13 protein-coding genes and 1 other RNA gene are annotated in these 18,066 nt (G+C 50.6%); 5 read left to right on the forward strand and 9 right to left on the reverse strand.

Annotated elements, in window-relative coordinates; genetic code table 11:
• Positions 1-49: 49 nt before the first annotated feature.
• The 4 genes from L1278_RS06650 to L1278_RS06665 all read right to left on the reverse strand — a co-directional run bounded on the left by L1278_RS06650 (position 50) and on the right by L1278_RS06665 (position 7,501).
• Entirely contained in the window at positions 50-259 is a 210-nt protein-coding gene (locus L1278_RS06650) for a hypothetical protein (protein WP_253402169.1), read from the reverse strand.
• Positions 260-516: 257 nt separating this feature from the next.
• Positions 517-1,947 (reverse strand): DASS family sodium-coupled anion symporter, encoded by a 1,431-nt coding sequence (locus tag L1278_RS06655; RefSeq protein WP_253402171.1) that lies wholly within the window; start codon positions 1,945-1,947, stop codon positions 517-519.
• Between the two features lie 592 nt (positions 1,948-2,539).
• Positions 2,540-5,497: a pitrilysin family protein gene (locus L1278_RS06660; protein WP_253402174.1), complete on the reverse strand. Its 2,958-nt coding sequence runs from the start codon at positions 5,495-5,497 to the stop codon at positions 2,540-2,542.
• A gap of 132 nt (positions 5,498-5,629) precedes the next feature.
• A complete protein-coding gene (locus L1278_RS06665) occupies positions 5,630-7,501 on the reverse strand; it encodes a DNA polymerase III subunit gamma/tau (protein ID WP_253402176.1) in 1,872 nt (623 codons plus the stop codon).
• A gap of 387 nt (positions 7,502-7,888) precedes the next feature.
• Here L1278_RS06665 and L1278_RS06670 point away from each other — a divergent pair, with 387 nt between their 5' ends.
• Entirely contained in the window at positions 7,889-10,984 is a 3,096-nt protein-coding gene (locus L1278_RS06670) for a T9SS-dependent M36 family metallopeptidase (RefSeq protein WP_253402179.1), read from the forward strand.
• Between the two features lie 93 nt (positions 10,985-11,077).
• Here the strand turns inward: L1278_RS06670 and cfa are convergent, their stop codons facing one another.
• Positions 11,078-12,199, reverse strand: a complete 1,122-nt coding sequence (gene cfa / locus L1278_RS06675; RefSeq protein ID WP_253402181.1) for a cyclopropane fatty acyl phospholipid synthase — start codon at positions 12,197-12,199, stop codon at positions 11,078-11,080.
• Positions 12,200-12,503: 304 nt separating this feature from the next.
• Here cfa and ssrA point away from each other — a divergent pair.
• Positions 12,504-12,873: a transfer-messenger RNA gene (gene ssrA, locus L1278_RS06680) on the forward strand.
• Between the two features lie 182 nt (positions 12,874-13,055).
• Here ssrA and nhaA read toward each other — a convergent pair.
• Positions 13,056-14,288 (reverse strand): Na+/H+ antiporter NhaA, encoded by a 1,233-nt coding sequence (nhaA, locus tag L1278_RS06685; protein ID WP_253402182.1) that lies wholly within the window; start codon positions 14,286-14,288, stop codon positions 13,056-13,058.
• A 411-nt stretch (positions 14,289-14,699) separates the two neighbouring features.
• Between nhaA and L1278_RS06690 the strand changes: the two genes are divergently transcribed.
• A complete protein-coding gene (locus L1278_RS06690) occupies positions 14,700-15,089 on the forward strand; it encodes a hypothetical protein (RefSeq protein ID WP_305884436.1) in 390 nt (129 codons plus the stop codon).
• Positions 15,090-15,143: 54 nt separating this feature from the next.
• Here L1278_RS06690 and L1278_RS06695 read toward each other — a convergent pair whose 3' ends face one another.
• Positions 15,144-15,326 (reverse strand): hypothetical protein, encoded by a 183-nt coding sequence (locus L1278_RS06695; protein WP_253402186.1) that lies wholly within the window; start codon positions 15,324-15,326, stop codon positions 15,144-15,146.
• Between the two features lie 25 nt (positions 15,327-15,351).
• A complete protein-coding gene (locus L1278_RS06700; protein WP_253402189.1) occupies positions 15,352-15,717 on the reverse strand; it encodes a hypothetical protein in 366 nt (121 codons plus the stop codon).
• 325 nt (positions 15,718-16,042) lie between these two features.
• Here L1278_RS06700 and L1278_RS06705 point away from each other — a divergent pair, with 325 nt between their 5' ends.
• Together L1278_RS06705 and L1278_RS06710 are read left to right on the forward strand one after the other, a co-directional pair.
• Positions 16,043-16,471 carry a hypothetical protein gene (locus L1278_RS06705; protein ID WP_253402191.1) on the forward strand — a complete coding sequence of 143 codons (429 nt, stop codon included), beginning with the start codon at positions 16,043-16,045 and terminating at the stop codon, positions 16,469-16,471.
• A gap of 9 nt (positions 16,472-16,480) precedes the next feature.
• The gene (locus tag L1278_RS06710) at positions 16,481-16,849 is read left to right on the forward strand and encodes a hypothetical protein (protein WP_253402193.1); all 369 of its coding nucleotides are present in this window, start codon (positions 16,481-16,483) and stop codon (positions 16,847-16,849) included.
• A gap of 16 nt (positions 16,850-16,865) precedes the next feature.
• On the opposite strand, the gene L1278_RS06715 is transcribed toward L1278_RS06710, so the two are convergent.
• A complete protein-coding gene (locus L1278_RS06715; RefSeq protein ID WP_253402194.1) occupies positions 16,866-17,564 on the reverse strand; it encodes a trimeric intracellular cation channel family protein in 699 nt (232 codons plus the stop codon).
• Positions 17,565-18,066: the final 502 nt, after the last annotated feature.

Genomic DNA, 18,066 nt, shown 5'->3' on the forward strand with positions numbered 1-18,066 from the left:
GTAGATAGCTTACCAGCTATCATAGGTATAGCTGTGGTATGATCGTAGCTTATTTTACTGCTCCCCCCTTTTTTACTTTTTGCTTCTTTACAGAGGTGTACACTATCCCCAACATACCACCAGCCAGCGCCGCGTAGCCATACCCAACTAAAAAACCGTAAGCGTCACTCGCTGCGCCCAGCCAGAATGAGGCGGCGATAGCCATGATGCCTGATACAAGTAGTACGATCGCTTTGGTGTAGTTCATCTTGTTTTCCATATACCGAGTCATTAAGTAAGCACCCGTTTTCACGTGCATCAAACACAGGTATACCTGGGGTTAAGTGCCTGATGCCTATGCTAATATAGCGATTGCAGCGGCTCGGGTTACACCTATTATACCAACCAGGCAATAGACCGGACTAACCATTGTTTTTTCTGGAAAATTAATGACAGTGCGCTATAGCTGATATATAAAAAAAACGGGACGCGCAACAAAAAGCCAGGAAGAAGGAAACATCCGGGAGCAACCGATACCTACCAAAAACCAAAGTACGTGAGCAGCCAGAAGTAGAGGTATGTGATAAAGAGGCTGCATATACCTATCACGACACCGTTGATGATAAAATCCTTTGAAGTGAGTTCGCCAGTGGAGTAGGCAATGGCGTTGGGAGGGGTGCTGATGGGCAGCGCCATGCTGCTGCCAGCCATTACAGCCAGTCCGAGCGCCATAAACTTCATGTTGACGCCATCCAGTTGCTGGGCCATCGACATTGCCATTGGTATAAACAGGATAGCCGTGGTGGTGTTGGACATGAATGTGCCGACAACCAGCGTAACGGTGAAGATGATCAGTACAATCCATTCGCTTTCCAATGGCAGCGAATTAGCAATTACTTTATCAAGGCCTGTGAGGTTCATGCCCTGGCCCAGTGCCAGTCCGCCCGCAATTACAAATAGGATATTCCACTCCAGCCGATTAAATTCCTTTACGGAGAGCAGTCCCGTAGCCGTGAACATAATGGCCGGGAACAAGGCTACTACTGCCGACGGGATGCCATGAAGACTGTCGGTAAGCCACAGGAGCACCGTAATAGTGAACACGACGATGACGAAGATGCCTTCTCCGCCAAATGGCTTGGTTTCAACAGGCGTCAGCATCAGTGGCTCTTCGGGCTTATACCTGTACCAGAGCAGCTGAAAAAGGATGAAAAGCAGGATCAGCACGAGCGGGAACATGATCACCATCCAGGTCAGGAAGTCGATTTGCACCCCCTCTTTTGCCAGCAGCCCGACTGCAATGGCGTTGGGAGGAGAGCCGATGGGCGTCATCAGGCCACCAATGCTGGCCGAGAAAGGTATAGCCAGCGTGAGGCCCTTGCGGAATGAGTTGCCCGCCGGCACAAAAGCCAGCAAAGAAGCGGTAAGCGTAATCATCATGGCCGTGGTGGCAGTGTTGCTGATCCACATGCCGAAGATGGTGGTGCACACAATGACACCGAGCAAAGCGCTTTTGGCAGACAGCCCGAAGATCCGCAACATGGCACTCGACAGGTATACATCCACGTTCACCTTCACCCCGACTTTAGCAAGTATAAAACCACCCAGGAACAGATAAATAATAGGGTCAGCCAGGGGAGCCAGAAAGCTTTGATAAGGTATAGCCGCTATACCTGGCGTTTGCAGTATGCTCCAGTCGCCCGGGTTGCCCAGCAGAATGATCTGGGTGCCTATGATAAGCAGAGAGGTCGCAAAAAGCGGAATGATTTCGGTGGCCCAAAGAAAAGCAGCCGTAAACAGGATACCCGTCATGTAGGCAACCGGCAGTGGGTAGTCCGTTGTTTCTGAAGTGACCCACCCCGCCAGCACACCAATCAACACAATCCCGAAAAACATCAGCAAACGTTTGGTTCTGGGGAGTTGCAACTCATTGGTGATACGGGACAGTTGCTTTATTCTTCTGTTCATGGTTGTAGCAGGGCAGTTGGATAAAGATATCCATTATCTCCGAAAGATGTAGCCAAATGCGGGAGGGTTTGTATTGGAATACTTTTTTGGGTAATGCTTTGATCGTAAGCGGTTTTTCGGGCTCTTGATTTAGATTTCTTTCTGGTAGGTATAGCTGCTATACCTGCAAAGCAACTGGTACAGTCATTTGCATACCCATGCTCTTTCGGACATCCATGTCCGAAAGCAATCTGTTGGGGATGTCCATATCCCCGTGTGCCGAGGGGACAAGGAGGTCCCAAACAAAAATACATTCGGACACAGATTCCCGAAAGAGCAGTTGAGTTCTTATACCTGAGCAGCCAATCTGCAAAGTTTGAAATGCAGTACGATTAACACGCACCCATAAGTGCAACCTTCATGTATCATTTCGACCCTTGGGAGAAATCTGGGATTTTGTGCGCAATGGACTAATCCAGATCTCTCATTGCTTTCGAGATGACAGTTAGAGTCTTAGATTTAATTTGACAGTACAGATCATCGGGGACATAAAAACAAAAGCGGCAGCCCAATCAGGCTGCCGCTTTTGTTTTTCAAGGTATAAATTTAAGGCTTAGTACCCGAACACCTGCTCCAGTGTCAGTTGCTTTACCTTTCCGTATTTCTCCAGTTCTTTAAAGTTCAGACGGTCCTTCGAGCCGATAACCAGAATTGCCTGTGGTTGGCCGCTCACAAACTGTTTCTGGAAAGCTTGCAGTTGGTCGAAGGTCAGGCTGTTGGCGCTTTCATACACGTCTTTGCGGATGTCGTAATCCAGGCCAAGGCGCTTGGCACGCTCGTAGTCGAACAGGATAGATGACTTGGTGATGCGCTCCGAGGAAATACTGTTGCGCAGCGATGCCTTCGCCAGATCAAAGTTCTGCTCAGCCAATGGCATGTTGGTCAACAGTTCCTGCATACCTGCCATCGCCTCTGGCAACTTGTCTGACTGCGTGCCGATGTAAGACTGGATGTAATTCGAGCGGTCCTTTTTAGAAGCTGTGCTGTAGCTCGAGTAAGCCGAGTAGGCAAGGGCCTTCGACTCGCGCAGTTCCTGGAATACAATCGAGCTCATACCTGCGCCGAAGTACTGGTTATAAAGACGGATAGTCGGCACCATTTCTTTCTTAAAGGCATCGGCTTTGGTCAGGAAGATCAGCTCGGCCTGCACCATGTTGTAATCCACCCAGTATACGGTTGGCTGCTTGATGTCCAGCTCAGGGTATACCTTCTCGGCTGGTACCGGCTTCAGTTTGGCTGGCACAATATGACCTGCATTGAGTGTCGCTACCAGTTTGTCTGTTTCACGTGGGCCATAGTACAGCACACGGTGCTCGTAAGTCGGGATGCTCTTGATCAGGTTCACCAGTTCCTGCGGCTTCACAGCTTTCAGTTCCTTCTCAGACAATACAGTTGTGAACGGGTTCTTCGGTCCATACTTCGCATAGTTTACCAGCGCCTGGTTCAGAATAACACCTTTGTTCAGCTTGGCATCGTTACGGGCCTTCAGTATACCTTGTACCATGTCGTCGAGGGCTTTCTGGTTAGGCTGCGGGTTCTGCAACACGCTCTCAAACAGGGCCAGCGCCGGCTCAAAGTTTTCTTCGAGGCCGGAAAGCGTTACGTATACCTGATCGCCGGAAGAAGACACGTTAAAGGAAGTGCCCAACTTATAGAACTCTTTCTTCAGTTCTTCGGCCGTATACTTGTCCGTACCCAAAAAGCGCAGGTAGTTCACGGCCATACCTAGTTTCTGGTCGTTGTTAGTGCCCATGTCCAGGATGTAATAAAGCTGGAACAGGCCGTTTTCAGTATTTTTTGTATAGAGAAGGGGAATGTTATTTTTCAGCGTTGCTTCTTTGATATCGGCTTTGTAGTCCACGAATACAGGCGACAGTTCGGAAGCTTCCTTGGCCATAAACGCACTGTAGTAAGCAGACTGGGCGTCACGGTTAACCGGCACAGGCGTAATGCTTGGCTTCTCTACTTTCTGGGCAGTAGCGTTTTTGTCGTTGCGCTTGTACACCAGCACGTAGTTGTTGCCCAGGTACTTGTTGGCAACCTCCATCACATCCTGCTTCGTTATTTTTGCAAACTGTTCCGGGCGCTCCACATAATCCGCCCACGGAATGTCGTAGATAAAGGCCGTCACAAAAGCGTCGGCACGTTCTGAGTTGCGCTCGTAGGCACGCATCAAGCTGATCTTGTTGTCGTTGACAATAGCCGGGATCAGTTCGTCGTCAAACTTGCCCTGCTTCACCAATTCTACCTGTGCCAGCAGCATATCTTTCACCTGGTCCAGACTCTGGCCCTGACGTGGCGAACCGCCCAAGCGGAACACCGAGTAGTCTTTCATCTGGTTGTCATAGCCGTAGGCCTGCAATACTTTCTGCTGCTGGTTCAGGTTCAGGTCAATCAGACCGGCCTGTCCGTTGTACAGGATAGCACTGATCATGCTCAGCACCTGCGCGTCGCGCGAGCTCATACCCGGGAAGCGGTAGGCGATGGACACGTTCTCGGCACTCGGGCCGCTCACTTCTTTCACAATCGGCTGCGCGATAGGTTTCTCCTGGGCTACCGTGAAAGAAGGTGCTGTGCTAGGCTTCAGTTTACCAAAATGTTCGTCGATCATGCGGATGGTTTCATCAAAGTCGATGTCGCCGCTCAGCGCTACGGCCATGTTATTTGGCACATAGTACTTATCAAAATACTTCTTAATCTCTATGATAGACGGATTTTTGAGGTGCTCCACTGTACCGATAGTGGTCTGCGTACCGTACTGGTGCGTCGGGAACATGGCGGCGTTCAGTGTTTCCATCACCTTCCAACCATCGTTGTCGAGGGTACGGTTTTTCTCTTCGTACACAGCCTCGAGCTCGGTATGGAATAGGCGCGGCACCAATTCACCGAAGCGATGTGCTTCCAAAGCCGCCCAACGATCCAGTTGGTTGCTCGGCACGTCGTTGGTATACACTGTCTGCTCTACCGAGGTATAGGCGTTGGTTCCTTTGGCTCCGATGGCACCCAGAATCTTATCGTACTCGTTGGCTACAGCATAGCTAGCGGCCACGCCTGAGATAGAGTCAATTTGGTGGTATATTTTCTTGCGTTGAGCTGCATCGGTGGTGTTGCGGTGCTTTTCGTAGAGGGCCTCAATCTTGTCGAGTTCGGCTTTTTCTTTTGCCCAGTCCTGCGTGCCTAGTTGGCTCGTACCCTTAAACACCATGTGCTCGAGGTAGTGCGCCAGACCTGTAGCATCGGCCGGGTCGTTTTTAGAGCCAGCACGCACAGCTATGAAGGTCTGCACACGCGGCGCATCTTCATAATCCGTCAGGTATACCTTCAGGCCATTTTCCAGGGTATAGACGCGGGCGTTGAGCGGGTCGTTTGGAACGGTCTCGTACTTATACTCCTTCTGTGCCGTAGAGGCTACCGCATTTTCAGTGGCTGAAGAGGTTTGGTACGTTTCGTTCTTGCATTGCGTGAGCGTGAACGCCGCCGCAACCAGTAACAACGATAATCCTTTTTTCATGGGTGTGATGTTAGGTATAGGATAAGGTATAGCAACACAAAAAAGGCCGGGCCACGAAGCTTCCGGAAAGAAAGCTTCATGACACACCTTGTGTTTTAATTAGAACTTTACAAATATAAAATTATTTCTGAATTAGAAATCAGTGTCGAGACCGAAACGCTGCTTTAAATCGACGAGCACCGGGTATTTCTCGGCCAGGTAGTTGAATTTGTCCTGCGAAGTGTACAGTTTATTTCCTTCCTGCACCTCCATTACCTCCGCTCTTAGCTTGATGCTGCGGTTGCCGGTCTCCTGCTTGAGTTCGCGGAGTATTTCTCGACTCAGACTGGTGAACTGGTCCATCATCACGTGGTTCTCCAGGTGCAGCACGATCTCGTTGCCTTCCCCGATGTGGAATTGGCGGTTGAGCAAGGTATACTCCATCATGTTCTCCGACTTTTTACGGCGCAGGATGGCGTGCCATACCGTGTTCAGGCGGGCCTGGTCGAGTGGGGCGGTGGCTCCATAGGCTGTTTCGTCTTCTTCCTCGGCCACGGCAGTCTCCACCACAGCTGCCTGCGGATTTTGCAGGTCTTTCAGGCTGGGTAGCTTACCGAGCTTTTTCTGAGGCGGCACAGGTATAGACGGGCGTTTTGGCACTGGCGCGGGAGCAGGGGTTGTCTGTGCCTGCGGAGGCGATAAACGGCCATCGGGTGTCACGTGCTGTGGCTTAGGGGGCTGCTGCAATTCCTCAGAGGGCACATGGCCCTGTTGGTGGGGCTGTTGCAAACTCTCCGAAGGTATAGCCGCGCCCTGCTGCTGCATGGCTGCCGAAGGTATAAGCGGGGCACCAACTGACTTGGTAGCGGCTGGTGCCGGGGCTGCTACCTTAGCTTTTTTTAACTCAGCTTCTTCCTGCGCAAAACTAAAGGCCGCATTGAGGTGCGCCATTTTCATCAGGCACAGTTCTACATGCAGACGCTGGTTTTTGCTGCTCTTGTAATTGGTATCGCAGGTGCTCACGATGTTAAGGCCCGAAAGCAGGAACGACACAGAGGACTTCTGCGACTGCTCCGCATACCTGGCTTTGATGTTATCCGACACCTCGAGCAACTGCACTGTCTGAACGTCTTTGCACACCAGCAGGCTTCGGAAGTGCTCGCCTATACCGATCAGGAAGTTGTGCGCATCAAAACCGTTCTTCAGAATCTCATCAAACAGCAAAAGTGAGCCCGACAAGTTCTGCTCCAGCAAGTGGTCTGTCAGTCGGAAATAGTAGTCATAGTCTAGGATGTGCAGGTTCTCGACTGTGGCTTTGTAAGTCACATTGTGGCCTGAGAAGGTCACCATCTGGTCGAAGATTGACAGAGCATCGCGCAGGGCGCCGTCGGCTTTCTGCGAAATCAGGTGCAAGGCATCGGGCTCGGCTTGTATACTTTCCTTTTGGGCGATGTTGCCCAGGTGGCGCACCATGTCCTCGATCCGGATTCGGTTAAAGTCGAAGATCTGGCAGCGCGACAGGATAGTAGGTATGATCTTGTGCCGCTCAGTGGTCGCCAGTATGAAAATGGCATAGGCAGGCGGCTCCTCCAGCGTCTTCAGAAAAGCGTTGAAGGCCTGGTTCGAGAGCATGTGCACCTCATCTATGATGTAGATTTTGTACTTGCCGGTTTGCGGGGCGTAGCGCACCTGCTCCACCAAGTTGCGGATATCCTCTACGGAGTTATTGGAAGCAGCATCGAGCTCATGGATGTTAAACGAACTGTTGCTATTGAAGCTGCGGCACGATTCGCACTCATTACAAGCCTCTACCTCCGGAGTGATGTTCTGGCAGTTAATGGTTTTTGCCAGAATACGGGCACAGGTTGTCTTGCCCACACCGCGCGGCCCGCAAAAAAGAAAAGCCTGCGCCAGATGGTGGCTGCTGATGGCGTTTTTGAGGGTGTTAGTGATATGGTGCTGCCCTACCACGCTGTCGAACGTGGCCGGACGGTATTTACGCGCTGATACTACAAAATTTTCCATTACCTACAAAGATAATCAATCTGATGCTCAGATGGGAGAGCTTTTTATACAGTAGTTTTCCAATGGTTTATCCACAAGGCTGAGTGGATGGGAGTGAGGATAAGGTAGTGAAAATTGATCTAATTGCATCTTGCAGAGTCTATATATAAAATAAACTATGCGAGATGGAGGTTCTTTTAATATTCCGGGTATAGGCAAGGCGGTAAAGGTTATATTGATATTATCTAGGTTTTATCTAACGACGAACCGGTATTGTCATAGTTACTTTTACCAGTTATTATTCCTGTACTTCATGCTATAAGGTGCTTACTTTTAAGAAGTTAATTGCTCCGATCCAACAATCCGTGCCTTCCAACCGCGATTGTCTAACTCTTAAAAATATAGCGCATGAAAAAACGTGTACAACTGCACTGGCAGCTCTTACTGCTGGTCGTATTCCTGTCCGGTACTTTTACCGCCTACGGGCAGGGGAGGTCCGACCAAAGGCCTGTTCCGCAGGCTGCTCTCAACCACATTCAGAAAAATAAGAAGCAGCTCGAATTAGAAGACGATGACGTTGCCGAACTCGAGTTGGCCAGCGAAAACGAGAGCCTCAAAAGCGGCATGAAGCACATGTACATCAAGCAACTCTACAGAGGGATTGAAGTGCATGGCGCCGTGACCAACATAAGTATGAGCAAGGAGGGCCATGTAATTACAATGGGCAACCGCATGCAGAAGCAGGTGGGCAAGCGGGTGAAATCAAACCAGCCGGGCCTTGATGCCGCCGGAGCCGTAGCAGCGGCGGCGCAGCATCTGGGTATAGCCATGAAAGAACAACTGACGGTGCAGGAGCGCGGCAATGGCCGCAACAGAGCCGTTATTTTCTCCAAAGCCGGCATCTCACTTGAGCCTATACCTGCCAAGCTGGTTTACCAGCCCATGGAAGACGGCAGCCTGCGCCTGGCCTGGGAAGTATCGATCTATGAACTGGACGCTCAGAACTGGTGGAACATCCGGCTGGATGCCACGACAGGCGCTGTGCTGGACAAAGACAACATGGTGGTGCAATGCCAGTTCGAGAATGACGGTCCCGGAGGCAAATTTATGCACGACGAGCACAGCCACAGGACCGCATCGCCTTATGTAGCGGCTCCTCAGGCAAGCATCGTGCGGGTATCCAATGCCTACAACGTATTTGCCATGCCTGTAGAGAGCCCTACTCATGGCCCCCGTTCCATTGTGAGCACTTCTGCTGCCGACCAACTGGCGTCGCCACAAGGCTGGCACACCGAAACCAGAACACGCGGCAACAACGTGTACGCCTACGAAGACCCGAACAATAATAACAGCTGGAGCACCAATTACAGCCCCGATGGTGGGCAGGAGCTGAGCTTCGACTTCCCGATCGACTTTAATCAGCAACCAGTAACAAATCGCGACGCGGCTATTACTAACCTGTTTTACTGGAACAACGTGATCCACGATGTGTGGTACCAGTACGGCTTCGACGAGGCCAGCGGTAACTTCCAGCTCAACAACTATGGCAAAGGCGGGTCACAGGGTGACCCGGTGCTAGCTGAAGCCCAAGACAACCGCAACGGTACTTCGCGCAACAACGCCAACTTCTCCACACCAGCCGACGGCTTTGCGCCCCGCATGCAGATGTACCTGTGGAGCAGTCCACCAGACCCCGACATGGTATCGGTATCCTCGCCATCTTCAGTGGCTGGCAGCTACCCGGCAACAGAAGCGGCATGGGCACGCAAACTCACTTCAGATCCTGTAGTAGGTAAACTGGTGGTAGGACAAGGTACGAGCAATGTACCGCAGGAAGGCTGTGGCGTATTGACAAATACTGCCGCTGTGGCTGGTAACATTGCGGTAGCGTATAGAGGAAACTGTCCGTTTACGGAGAAAGTTGAAGCGGCCCAACTAGCTGGTGCTATTGCCGTGATCGTAATCAATAACGCTCCCGGAGATCCGATTGCGATGGGTGGAACGCCGACTATGCCGATCACTATACCGGCTGTGATGATCAGCCAGGAGGCAGGCGCGCTTCTCAGAGCCCGCTTAGATGCTGGTGAAGAAGTGATCGTTCGCCTGAAGGACGACGGAAGACCAGAACTGGACGGTGATTTCGACAATGGCATCATCGTGCACGAGTATGGCCATGGCATCTCCAACCGCTTAACCGGTGGCCGCACCGTAACGGGTTGCCTTAGCAATGCTGAGCAGATGGGCGAGGGTTGGAGCGACTGGTTCGGCCTGATGATGACCATGAAGCCAGGTGATACAGGCAGCAAAAAGCGCGGCATCGGTACATATGCACAAGGACAGGCAACTGATGGAAACGGTATACGCCCTGCACCTTACTCCACTGATTTTGGCATCAACCCACATACCTACGCTTCCACCAACAATGCGGCCATCAGCCAGCCGCACGGTATTGGCTTTGTGTGGTCTACCATGCTGTGGGATTTGACCTGGGCCATGATCGACAAATATGGTTTCGATGAAGACCTGTACAATGGCAAAGGAGGCAACAACATGGCCATGCAGCTGGTGATCGACGGTCTGAAACTGCAGGTCTGCCGCCCAGGTTTTGTAGATGGTCGTGATGCAATCCTGCTGGCTGACCGCCAGAATTACGAAGGTGCCAACCAGGAGCTGATCTGGAAAGTGTTTGCCAGAAGAGGCTTGGGCTACAGTGCCAGCCAGGGTTCTAATCTTAATCGCTTTGACCAGGTGGAGGCTAATGATCTGCCGGAAACTTACGCCTGTACTACGCCGCTTACCCTAGAGGCAGTAGCAACTTCTAATGTGTATACCGGTGGTGTTGCCTCTAACCTATACCTGGGTTACGGTCCGCAGAATGTGCGCTTGCAGGCAGGCGGCGATGCTGACAACGACTATACCTGGAGCGGAGCAGAAGGCCTGAGCGCAACGACAGGCGCCAGTGTGATCTTCACGCCAAAAGAGGCCGGAACTTATACCTTCACGGTGCGTGCTGTAAACGGCGATGGCTGTATCAAACATCAGTCGATCACGATTACGGTGGTAGATGTGCGTTGCGGCGATGGCAAGAAGAAAAGCAAAGTGCTGGTATGTGTAGATGGGGTGGCAGAGTGCGTGGCTCCGAATGCAGTGCCATACCTGCTGACCGCTGCCAAGGGAGCCTTGGGTAACTGCGGACTGGCTGCTACGGCTACTGCAACTGCCAAAGCTGAGATCAGCGCTGAGAAAATGGCTCTGCGTGCTGTTCCTAACCCATTCGGTGCCAGAACGGACATTGGTTTCACGCTGACACAGGATGGAAGCTACAAACTGGAAGTGCTGGATATGCGCGGTACCGTGGTAACTGTGCTGGCACAGGGCAATGGCAGAGCAGGAGAGCATAAAGTTTATCAGTTCGAGAAGGGCAGGCTGTCAAACGGCATGTATATCGCCAGACTGGTGACAGATGAAGGTGTTTCCTTCATCCGAATTGTGATGCAGAAATAATGCGTGTTTAACTATCCTAACGAGGCGGGGCCGGTGATTGATTTCACCGGCCTTTGCTTTTTTTTAGGTATAGCGTATACCTGTTAGCTATACCTAACGCACTGCTTCGTAGCCGCCCGGTATACCTTTTTTGGAAAGCACGAACTGCCACAGCTGGTTGTTGCGTGACCGGAAGGAACCTGCACTGGAAAGCAAATAGTAATTCCACATGCGGTTGAAACGCTCTCCGTATTCCCCCTGCAGTTCGGGCCAGTGCCGGTTGAAATTCTGGTGCCAGGCCATTAGGGTATGGTCATAGTCAGGGCCGAAGTTGTGCAGGTCTTCCACCACAAAAACATGCTCCATGGCAGTAGTGAGCTGCCGCAGCGAAGGGATCAGGCAGTTGGGAAAGATATACTTGTCGATGAAAGGATCAGGGGAGGTTTTGGAAAAGTTGACGCCAATGGTGTGCAGCAGGAACAGGCCGTCGTCTTTAAGGCAGCGGGCAGCCGTTTGCATATAGGTGCGGTGGTTGCGGTAGCCCACATGCTCTGCCATCCCGATCGACACCACATGGTCAAACTGCTCGCGAACGTCTCGGTAGTCCTGCAGCCTGATCTCGATGGGCAGGCCTTTGCAAAGCTCACGGGCCAGTGCCGCCTGTTCTTTTGAAACTGTTATACCTACGACCTCAACGCCATACCTTTCAGCTGCATACCTGGCAAAGCTCCCCCAGCCGCAGCCAATGTCGAGCACCCGTTGTCCAGGTTGCAGACGTAGTTTCCTGCACACCAGGTCTAATTTGTGCTCCTGTGCCTGGTCCAGGTTGCCGGCATCTTTCCAGTAGGCGCAGCTATAGACCAGGCGCTTGTCGAGCATGCGCTGGTACAGGCCATTGCCGATGTCGTAGTGGCGCTGGGCGTTGCGGGCCGCTTTGCCTTTGGGTTGCAGATTAATTACTTTAGCCAGGAGCACCTCCAGCACAGTGCGCCACCCGAACCGGGCATTTCTGTACAAGTCTGCCCGTATGGCTTTGTTCGCAAACTCATCTATCCGGTGGCAATCCCACCAGCCATCCATGTACGACTCACCCAGCCCGAGCGAGCCCTGGCTGAGCACACGCTTATAAAAGCGGTTATCATGGACCTGAATATCCCAGGGGTTAGGGCCGTTCACGGTGATGCCGGCTGTTGACAACATGTCAGTTACCTGCTGCTCCAGAATACTCCTTGTCATAGGGAATGCTATTTCGTGATAAGATAGAGAAAGCACGATATTGACCTTGTAACGGTTGCTGTTCCCATTGGTTGTTAGAGTAGGTATAGCAACAGTATGCGCATAGCGTATTGATAATCAGTAGCTATTGGAGAGAATGTAAAAAGAGGGCGGCTGGTCTGTTATTCTATTCCTTAAAACGAAACTAAACCGTGTGGGTAACGTGTTTTATAAGCAGTTAACTGATGAAGATATGTCGAAAAAAGTGTAGCTTTGTGGCATACTTCTTGAATTATAGAATAAAAGAATTCGTTCTTTAACTTACGGGGATGACTGGAATTGACAGCTTGTGCAGATTGCGTGTAAGCATGTCGGGTGATGAACGTACCACCTGTTAAAAATCCGTTCGAACAATAACTGGCGAATATAACTACGCCATGGCTGCTTAATCTAGGTATTAAGCACTAGCCATAGTCTCGTGCAGGTTTCGTGAATCTGCTTGCACATCAGAGGCTTCGACTCGATTGACTAGTCTGTGTAAAGGTGCGGTGCACAGGCGAAATAAAGCATCTAAGGAGTGCGCATAAGTTTGACTTATACTTGCAAGCTCCCGACAATCCGAATAAGTCTAAGCATGTAGAAAGCCCGTCGGTTTCCTTGTCTGGACCAGGGTTCGAATCCCTGCATCTCCACAATTAGTATCTAAAAGCCCCTGTACGCCCTGTGCAGGGGCTTTTAGTTTTATAAGGTAACGCTGGTAAAACAGTTGATCCAAAGCCACATCTAAAACAAATAAGGCCTTGCAGGTATACAACTTGCAAGGCCTTATTTGTTTTCAGGCAGCTTGGTAACAATAGCAAATATCCCGAGCGGGTACTTATGCTATCGGATTACCTTCTTGCGGGACTGGCGCTTCTCGGGTGATAGGCACCTCAGAAAGCTCGTTCTTGGCACCCATCCTGCTCAGGAACAGGTAGCCTGACACACCCGCTATAATGGATGTGACAAGTATGGCGAACTTGGCCTGCGTTTGAAAGGCCGGATCATCAAAAGAGAGCAGGGCAATGAAGATGGACATGGTAAACCCGATACCTGCCAGTAAGCCTAAGCCCACGAACTGTAACCATTTGGTGCCTGCGGGCAACGAGCTTATACCTAGCTTCACCGACAGCCACGAGAACAAGACAATGCCGATCGGTTTGCCAATCAACAGGCCGAAAATAATGCCCAGACCCAGGGTACTGGTTAGGCCATCGAGCATGCTCGCCTCAAACGTGATATTCGTGTTAGCCAAAGCAAAAATAGGCATGATCAGGAAGTTGACAGGCTTGACCAGGGCATGCTCCAGTTTCTCAAGCGGAGATTCCTTTTCGTCAGGCGTAGTAGGTAGAGTCAGGGCGGTCAGTACACCGGCAATGGTGGCGTGTATACCTGAGTGATGGATAAAGTACCATATCACGACGCCGGGAAGCAGGTATAGCCATATGTTCTTTACGCCCATTCGGTTAAAGACGATCAGCAAAGCGAATACCCCTGCCGCATACAGCAGGTAGTTCAGGTGCATTTCGTTTGAGTAGAATACGGCGATCACCACAATAGCTCCCAGATCATCAACAATGGCCAGTGCCATTAAGAATACTTTTAAAGAAAGCGGCACCCTTTTGCCCAGGAGGGTAATCACGGCAATGGCAAAGGCAATGTCGGTTGCCATAGGGATACCCCAGCCATTTGCAGTAGCGGTGCCTAGATTGAACAAGGTATAAACAGCGGCTGGCACCAACATTCCGCCGATGGCGGCAAATATGGGTAGAGCGGCCTGCTTAAAAGAAGACAGTTCCCCTTCAACCAGTTCCCGTTTTATTTCCAGGCCTACCAGCAGGAAAAAGATGGCCATCAGGCCGTCATTGACCCACAGCAGCACAGGGTACCTTAACTGCAGCGCTTCCGACTCATACCCGATTTGGTGTGCGAGAAGGCGTTCGAAGCCTGGCCCAAGAGGGGAGTTTGCGATAAGTAGAGATAGTAGAACGCAGGCCATTAAGATAAAGCCGCCCGCTGATCCGGATTTTAAAAAGTCTCTGAGAGGAGTGAGGTTGATTCTTTGTAGCATGTTTAAAACTACAGAATTCATTCCTTTTATGCCAGCTTGAAGTATTACTTTTGTGAAATTATGGGTTACTATCTTTACTCAGATCAAAAACTGCTTTAATAAGTCTAATTAGAAGCGGGTGTATAACGCTGCTAAAATCAGGTCCTTTTAACGCTGAGCCTTGCCGTCACGATTGGTAATAGGTATAGCAAACCGGAATCTTACAAGAAGTCCGGAAGCAAAAGGAAATGTTTTAATATAACGATGTTTAAAGCCGGCGGCAGCTTCATTCACATGGAAGGGATATACATTGTGATTTGTTAACATCTCCAGCTGCAAAGGCCGTAAACTGTATGGTATTATTATAAAGGCCCTATGCAGCAGGAAACTCTCACCGCGGTGGCTGCATCGCACCCGCCTATACTATGAGAACTGGACGCTACAGCTATCTGCAGAAACGATATCATCACTTCCTGCCTATATGCATCCGCGCTGGCCATCATTTATTCCGGTCAATACGCCTGGATTGCCTTGCTGATGGTGGGCAGTGTTCTTTTTCTTTTCTGGTCTATCTACGGGGAGGTGGTGGGCGCCCTGCTCCTGAACGGTGGAGCCTACAATGCCCTGCTCAACACCACCAGCAAATTCACGGCCTCTTTGGCGGCTTGCCTCACACTCCTGTCTTACATGGCGACCGCTGTTATTTCGGCCAGCGAAGCCATGCATTATGTGCATCATCTTTGTTTTGCATGGCTCAAGCTGCTACAGATTGAGGTCGACTATACCTGTCAGGCGCTGCAAAGTGCTCCATACCTATACTAATAATCGAAGCCTTTGGGGGATAGGGAGCGCTGCAAGTAACCACTCGTGGGCAGGCTAATTGCCCACCGCCGTATGGCCGTCCATCAATTCCCGCTCATAGTACACAAGCTCTTTTGCCAGGGGGTGCTCCAGGTTGGTGCAGTAATAGATGCGCCTGGCGTAGCGTCTCACCGCCAGTTTCAGGCCAGGGTTTACTTTGGCATACACGATAGACCCCTCAGGATATTTATTTTCCATGACGGTATAGCTAAGCTTTATTGTGCTAATTAAGATCTGACTTCTGGTTGGCTTTGGCAGCTTTATTAGACTGTTTGTCAGCCTCTTTGCGGTTCCGCTGTGCCTTTGCTTCCATCCGGTCGGCACGTTTTGCATGCTTGGCCGCATAGGCAGCCTCCTTGTCGATGCGCTTGGCTTCTTTGGCGTTTGCCTTGGCTTCGCGTGCGTCAGCCTTCGTTTCTTTTCTCAGGTCAGAGGTGTCATCAAGGCGCTGCTTGTCAGCTTCCGCTTTTGCTTTCTGCTGTTCAGTTTTGCGCTCCTGCTCTGTTTGCGTTGTCTGAGCGAAGGTATGGGAAGAGGCTAGCAGCAGCGTTCCGATGAGCAGCGTCATAAAAAGGGTTTTGTTTTTCATGTTGGCAGGAAAAGGTAGGTTCTATTATCCTACTATAGTATACGGTTAAACAAATGCGTTAAGCGTAAATTATTGATAATAAGACATTTATATTTTAAAAGCCCTTCGTTGCCGTCTCAGGGCACATAGTTGGTTTTTACCGCTTTCTGCCGACACGGAGTAGGTATAGCTTTCTTGTTTTGCACAGAAGAATACCGTTGATTTCTAAACTATTAAGGGCTTAACACTTGTTACGTAGTCTCAACGTCCACCCGGCCCGATGGCCAAAATCGACAAGCCGTCTGGCTGCCCCGCTTTTACTCGTCCCGCTGTTAAAACTTTAACCATGAAATATGACAACGTTAACTACAGCGACTATGCCGCTTACCTTACTGAACTACTGGGAAGAAAGCCGGGCATTATCGAATTGATTAGTTTTGAAGACAATCAGAACCTGATGCTCATAAACAAGCGGTTATTGAAGAATAACGCATACCATATCAGCTTCATAAACGGCATAGCTGTGCCGTTCGTGACGGATGGAATAATTGAAGGAGGTCTGATACAGCTGCACAGTCGTGAAGCAGGGCACCGGTTTTACTCTGTTATGTTTGAGGAAAAGGATGCGGTAGAAGAGCACTATCTCATACTAGACGCCTCAGTCGAATCGGTTATGATAGGCGGGTTAAGAGCCACGCTGGTACAAAGCGTACAACTGATCACCATCGAAGACCTGGTTCAGCGCTACAACCCCATCATGTACAACCTTGCTTAACTCACAGAAATGACACAGGACCAATTTTACTTTTGCAGCTACAGAATTCTGGAACTCAGAGAAAAGCTACAGGCTACTTATGATGTGCGCAAAAAGGCGCAGGTAACGGAGTCTGCCCTGGCCGACGAGCAGCAGGTGGATTTTGATTCGTTAAAGCAATTTGTTGAGAACAAAACAAACGCTGATAAAAACACGGCCGAGGCCCAGGCCCTTATCAAAGAGTTGGCGGCGCAGGAGGCTAAGATCAGAGCGTTTGTGCCCGTATCGCTCTACAGCACCAAAATAGAGGCTACTCAGCCAGGGCGCCCACCACTGCAGGTCGTGGTAGATCCGCAAAGCATAACCATTGGGGAAGTCACAAACAACCGATTACTGTAGCCACTCCCGGTAACAGCTATTCCTTTTTGTGTCTGCTCCCGCGCTCCGAATCAACGGGATTTAGAAAAGGCAGTTGGATATGGTAGCGCACCGCCACTATCCGGATCAGGATGACGGTGAGAGCAGCCAGGAGTTCAGTAATGGAGATGGACAGGTCGTACTGATAGCTGATCATATAAACGATGCCACCCAATATACAGGCCAGGGCGTAAATGTCTTTCCGAAACAGGAGCGGCATTTCGTTGAGCAAAACATCCCGGATGACCCCACCCACTGTGCCGGTAATGGTCCCCATCATAATGCATACCCAAAAGGGCAGCCCCGCCTCCAGGCTTTTTCCTATCCCGACCACTGTAAACAAGCCCAACCCGATAGAGTCGAACAGAAACAAGGCCCTGCCCCAGCGGAAAAGCTGAGTCCGGAATACGATCGTGGACAGCAGCGCTATACCTGTTACGATCAGGTAACTGGCATTCTGCATCCAGAAAGGCGGTGCGTTTAGCAGCAGATCCCGGGTTGTGCCGCCACCAATAGCAGTTACAAGACCAATGACATAAGCCCCAAACCAATCGAACTGCTTGTTAGCAGCCCAGCGGATACCACTCACGGCAAACGCGAAAGTCCCCAGAAGGTCCAAAATTCTTGTGAAGTCCTGTGCCGAAAGCTCTATCATAATCTTGCCTGCGCGATTAAGGGTGGTCAGCATGAATGCCATTGCCGGGGAGGCGCATACGCATTCAAACCAACGAAGATAAGGCAGTTTAAGCTACAAGCCAATCACCATTTAACCTGCTCCCACGACCTCAACACCAACCTGTGGTTTTCCTATACCTTAATGGGATATGGCGGAGAGGCTTTGGGGAGGTTACGCAAGAAGTTAGGTATAACCAGTTCTGGCTCGACTGCAGCTGTTTCTGTTTTAGCAGGCGGACGACACGCTATACCTGCTGTATAGGGGGTAAAGTGGTTGTTTCCTTGCTTTTATGGGGTTTCTTCCGTTACTTTGAAAGATTACTATCAGAACCGTGCTGCCACCCAATAGAACAATTCATCTCTTTTCAGAGCCGCTTACAGGCTTTGTAGCGGCATCGCATCACGTATCTCAAAGTGATGTGCTGAATGGTTATTGTCTTTTCTTTTATACAACTCCCAAGGCCTTCATTAACTAAGCCGGAAACCTCCGGCCCCGGGCGAAAGCCACCATACCTTCTCACAGG

The organism is Pontibacter sp. HSC-36F09 (genome assembly GCF_024171605.1).
Lineage (GTDB): Bacteria > Bacteroidota > Bacteroidia > Cytophagales > Hymenobacteraceae > Pontibacter.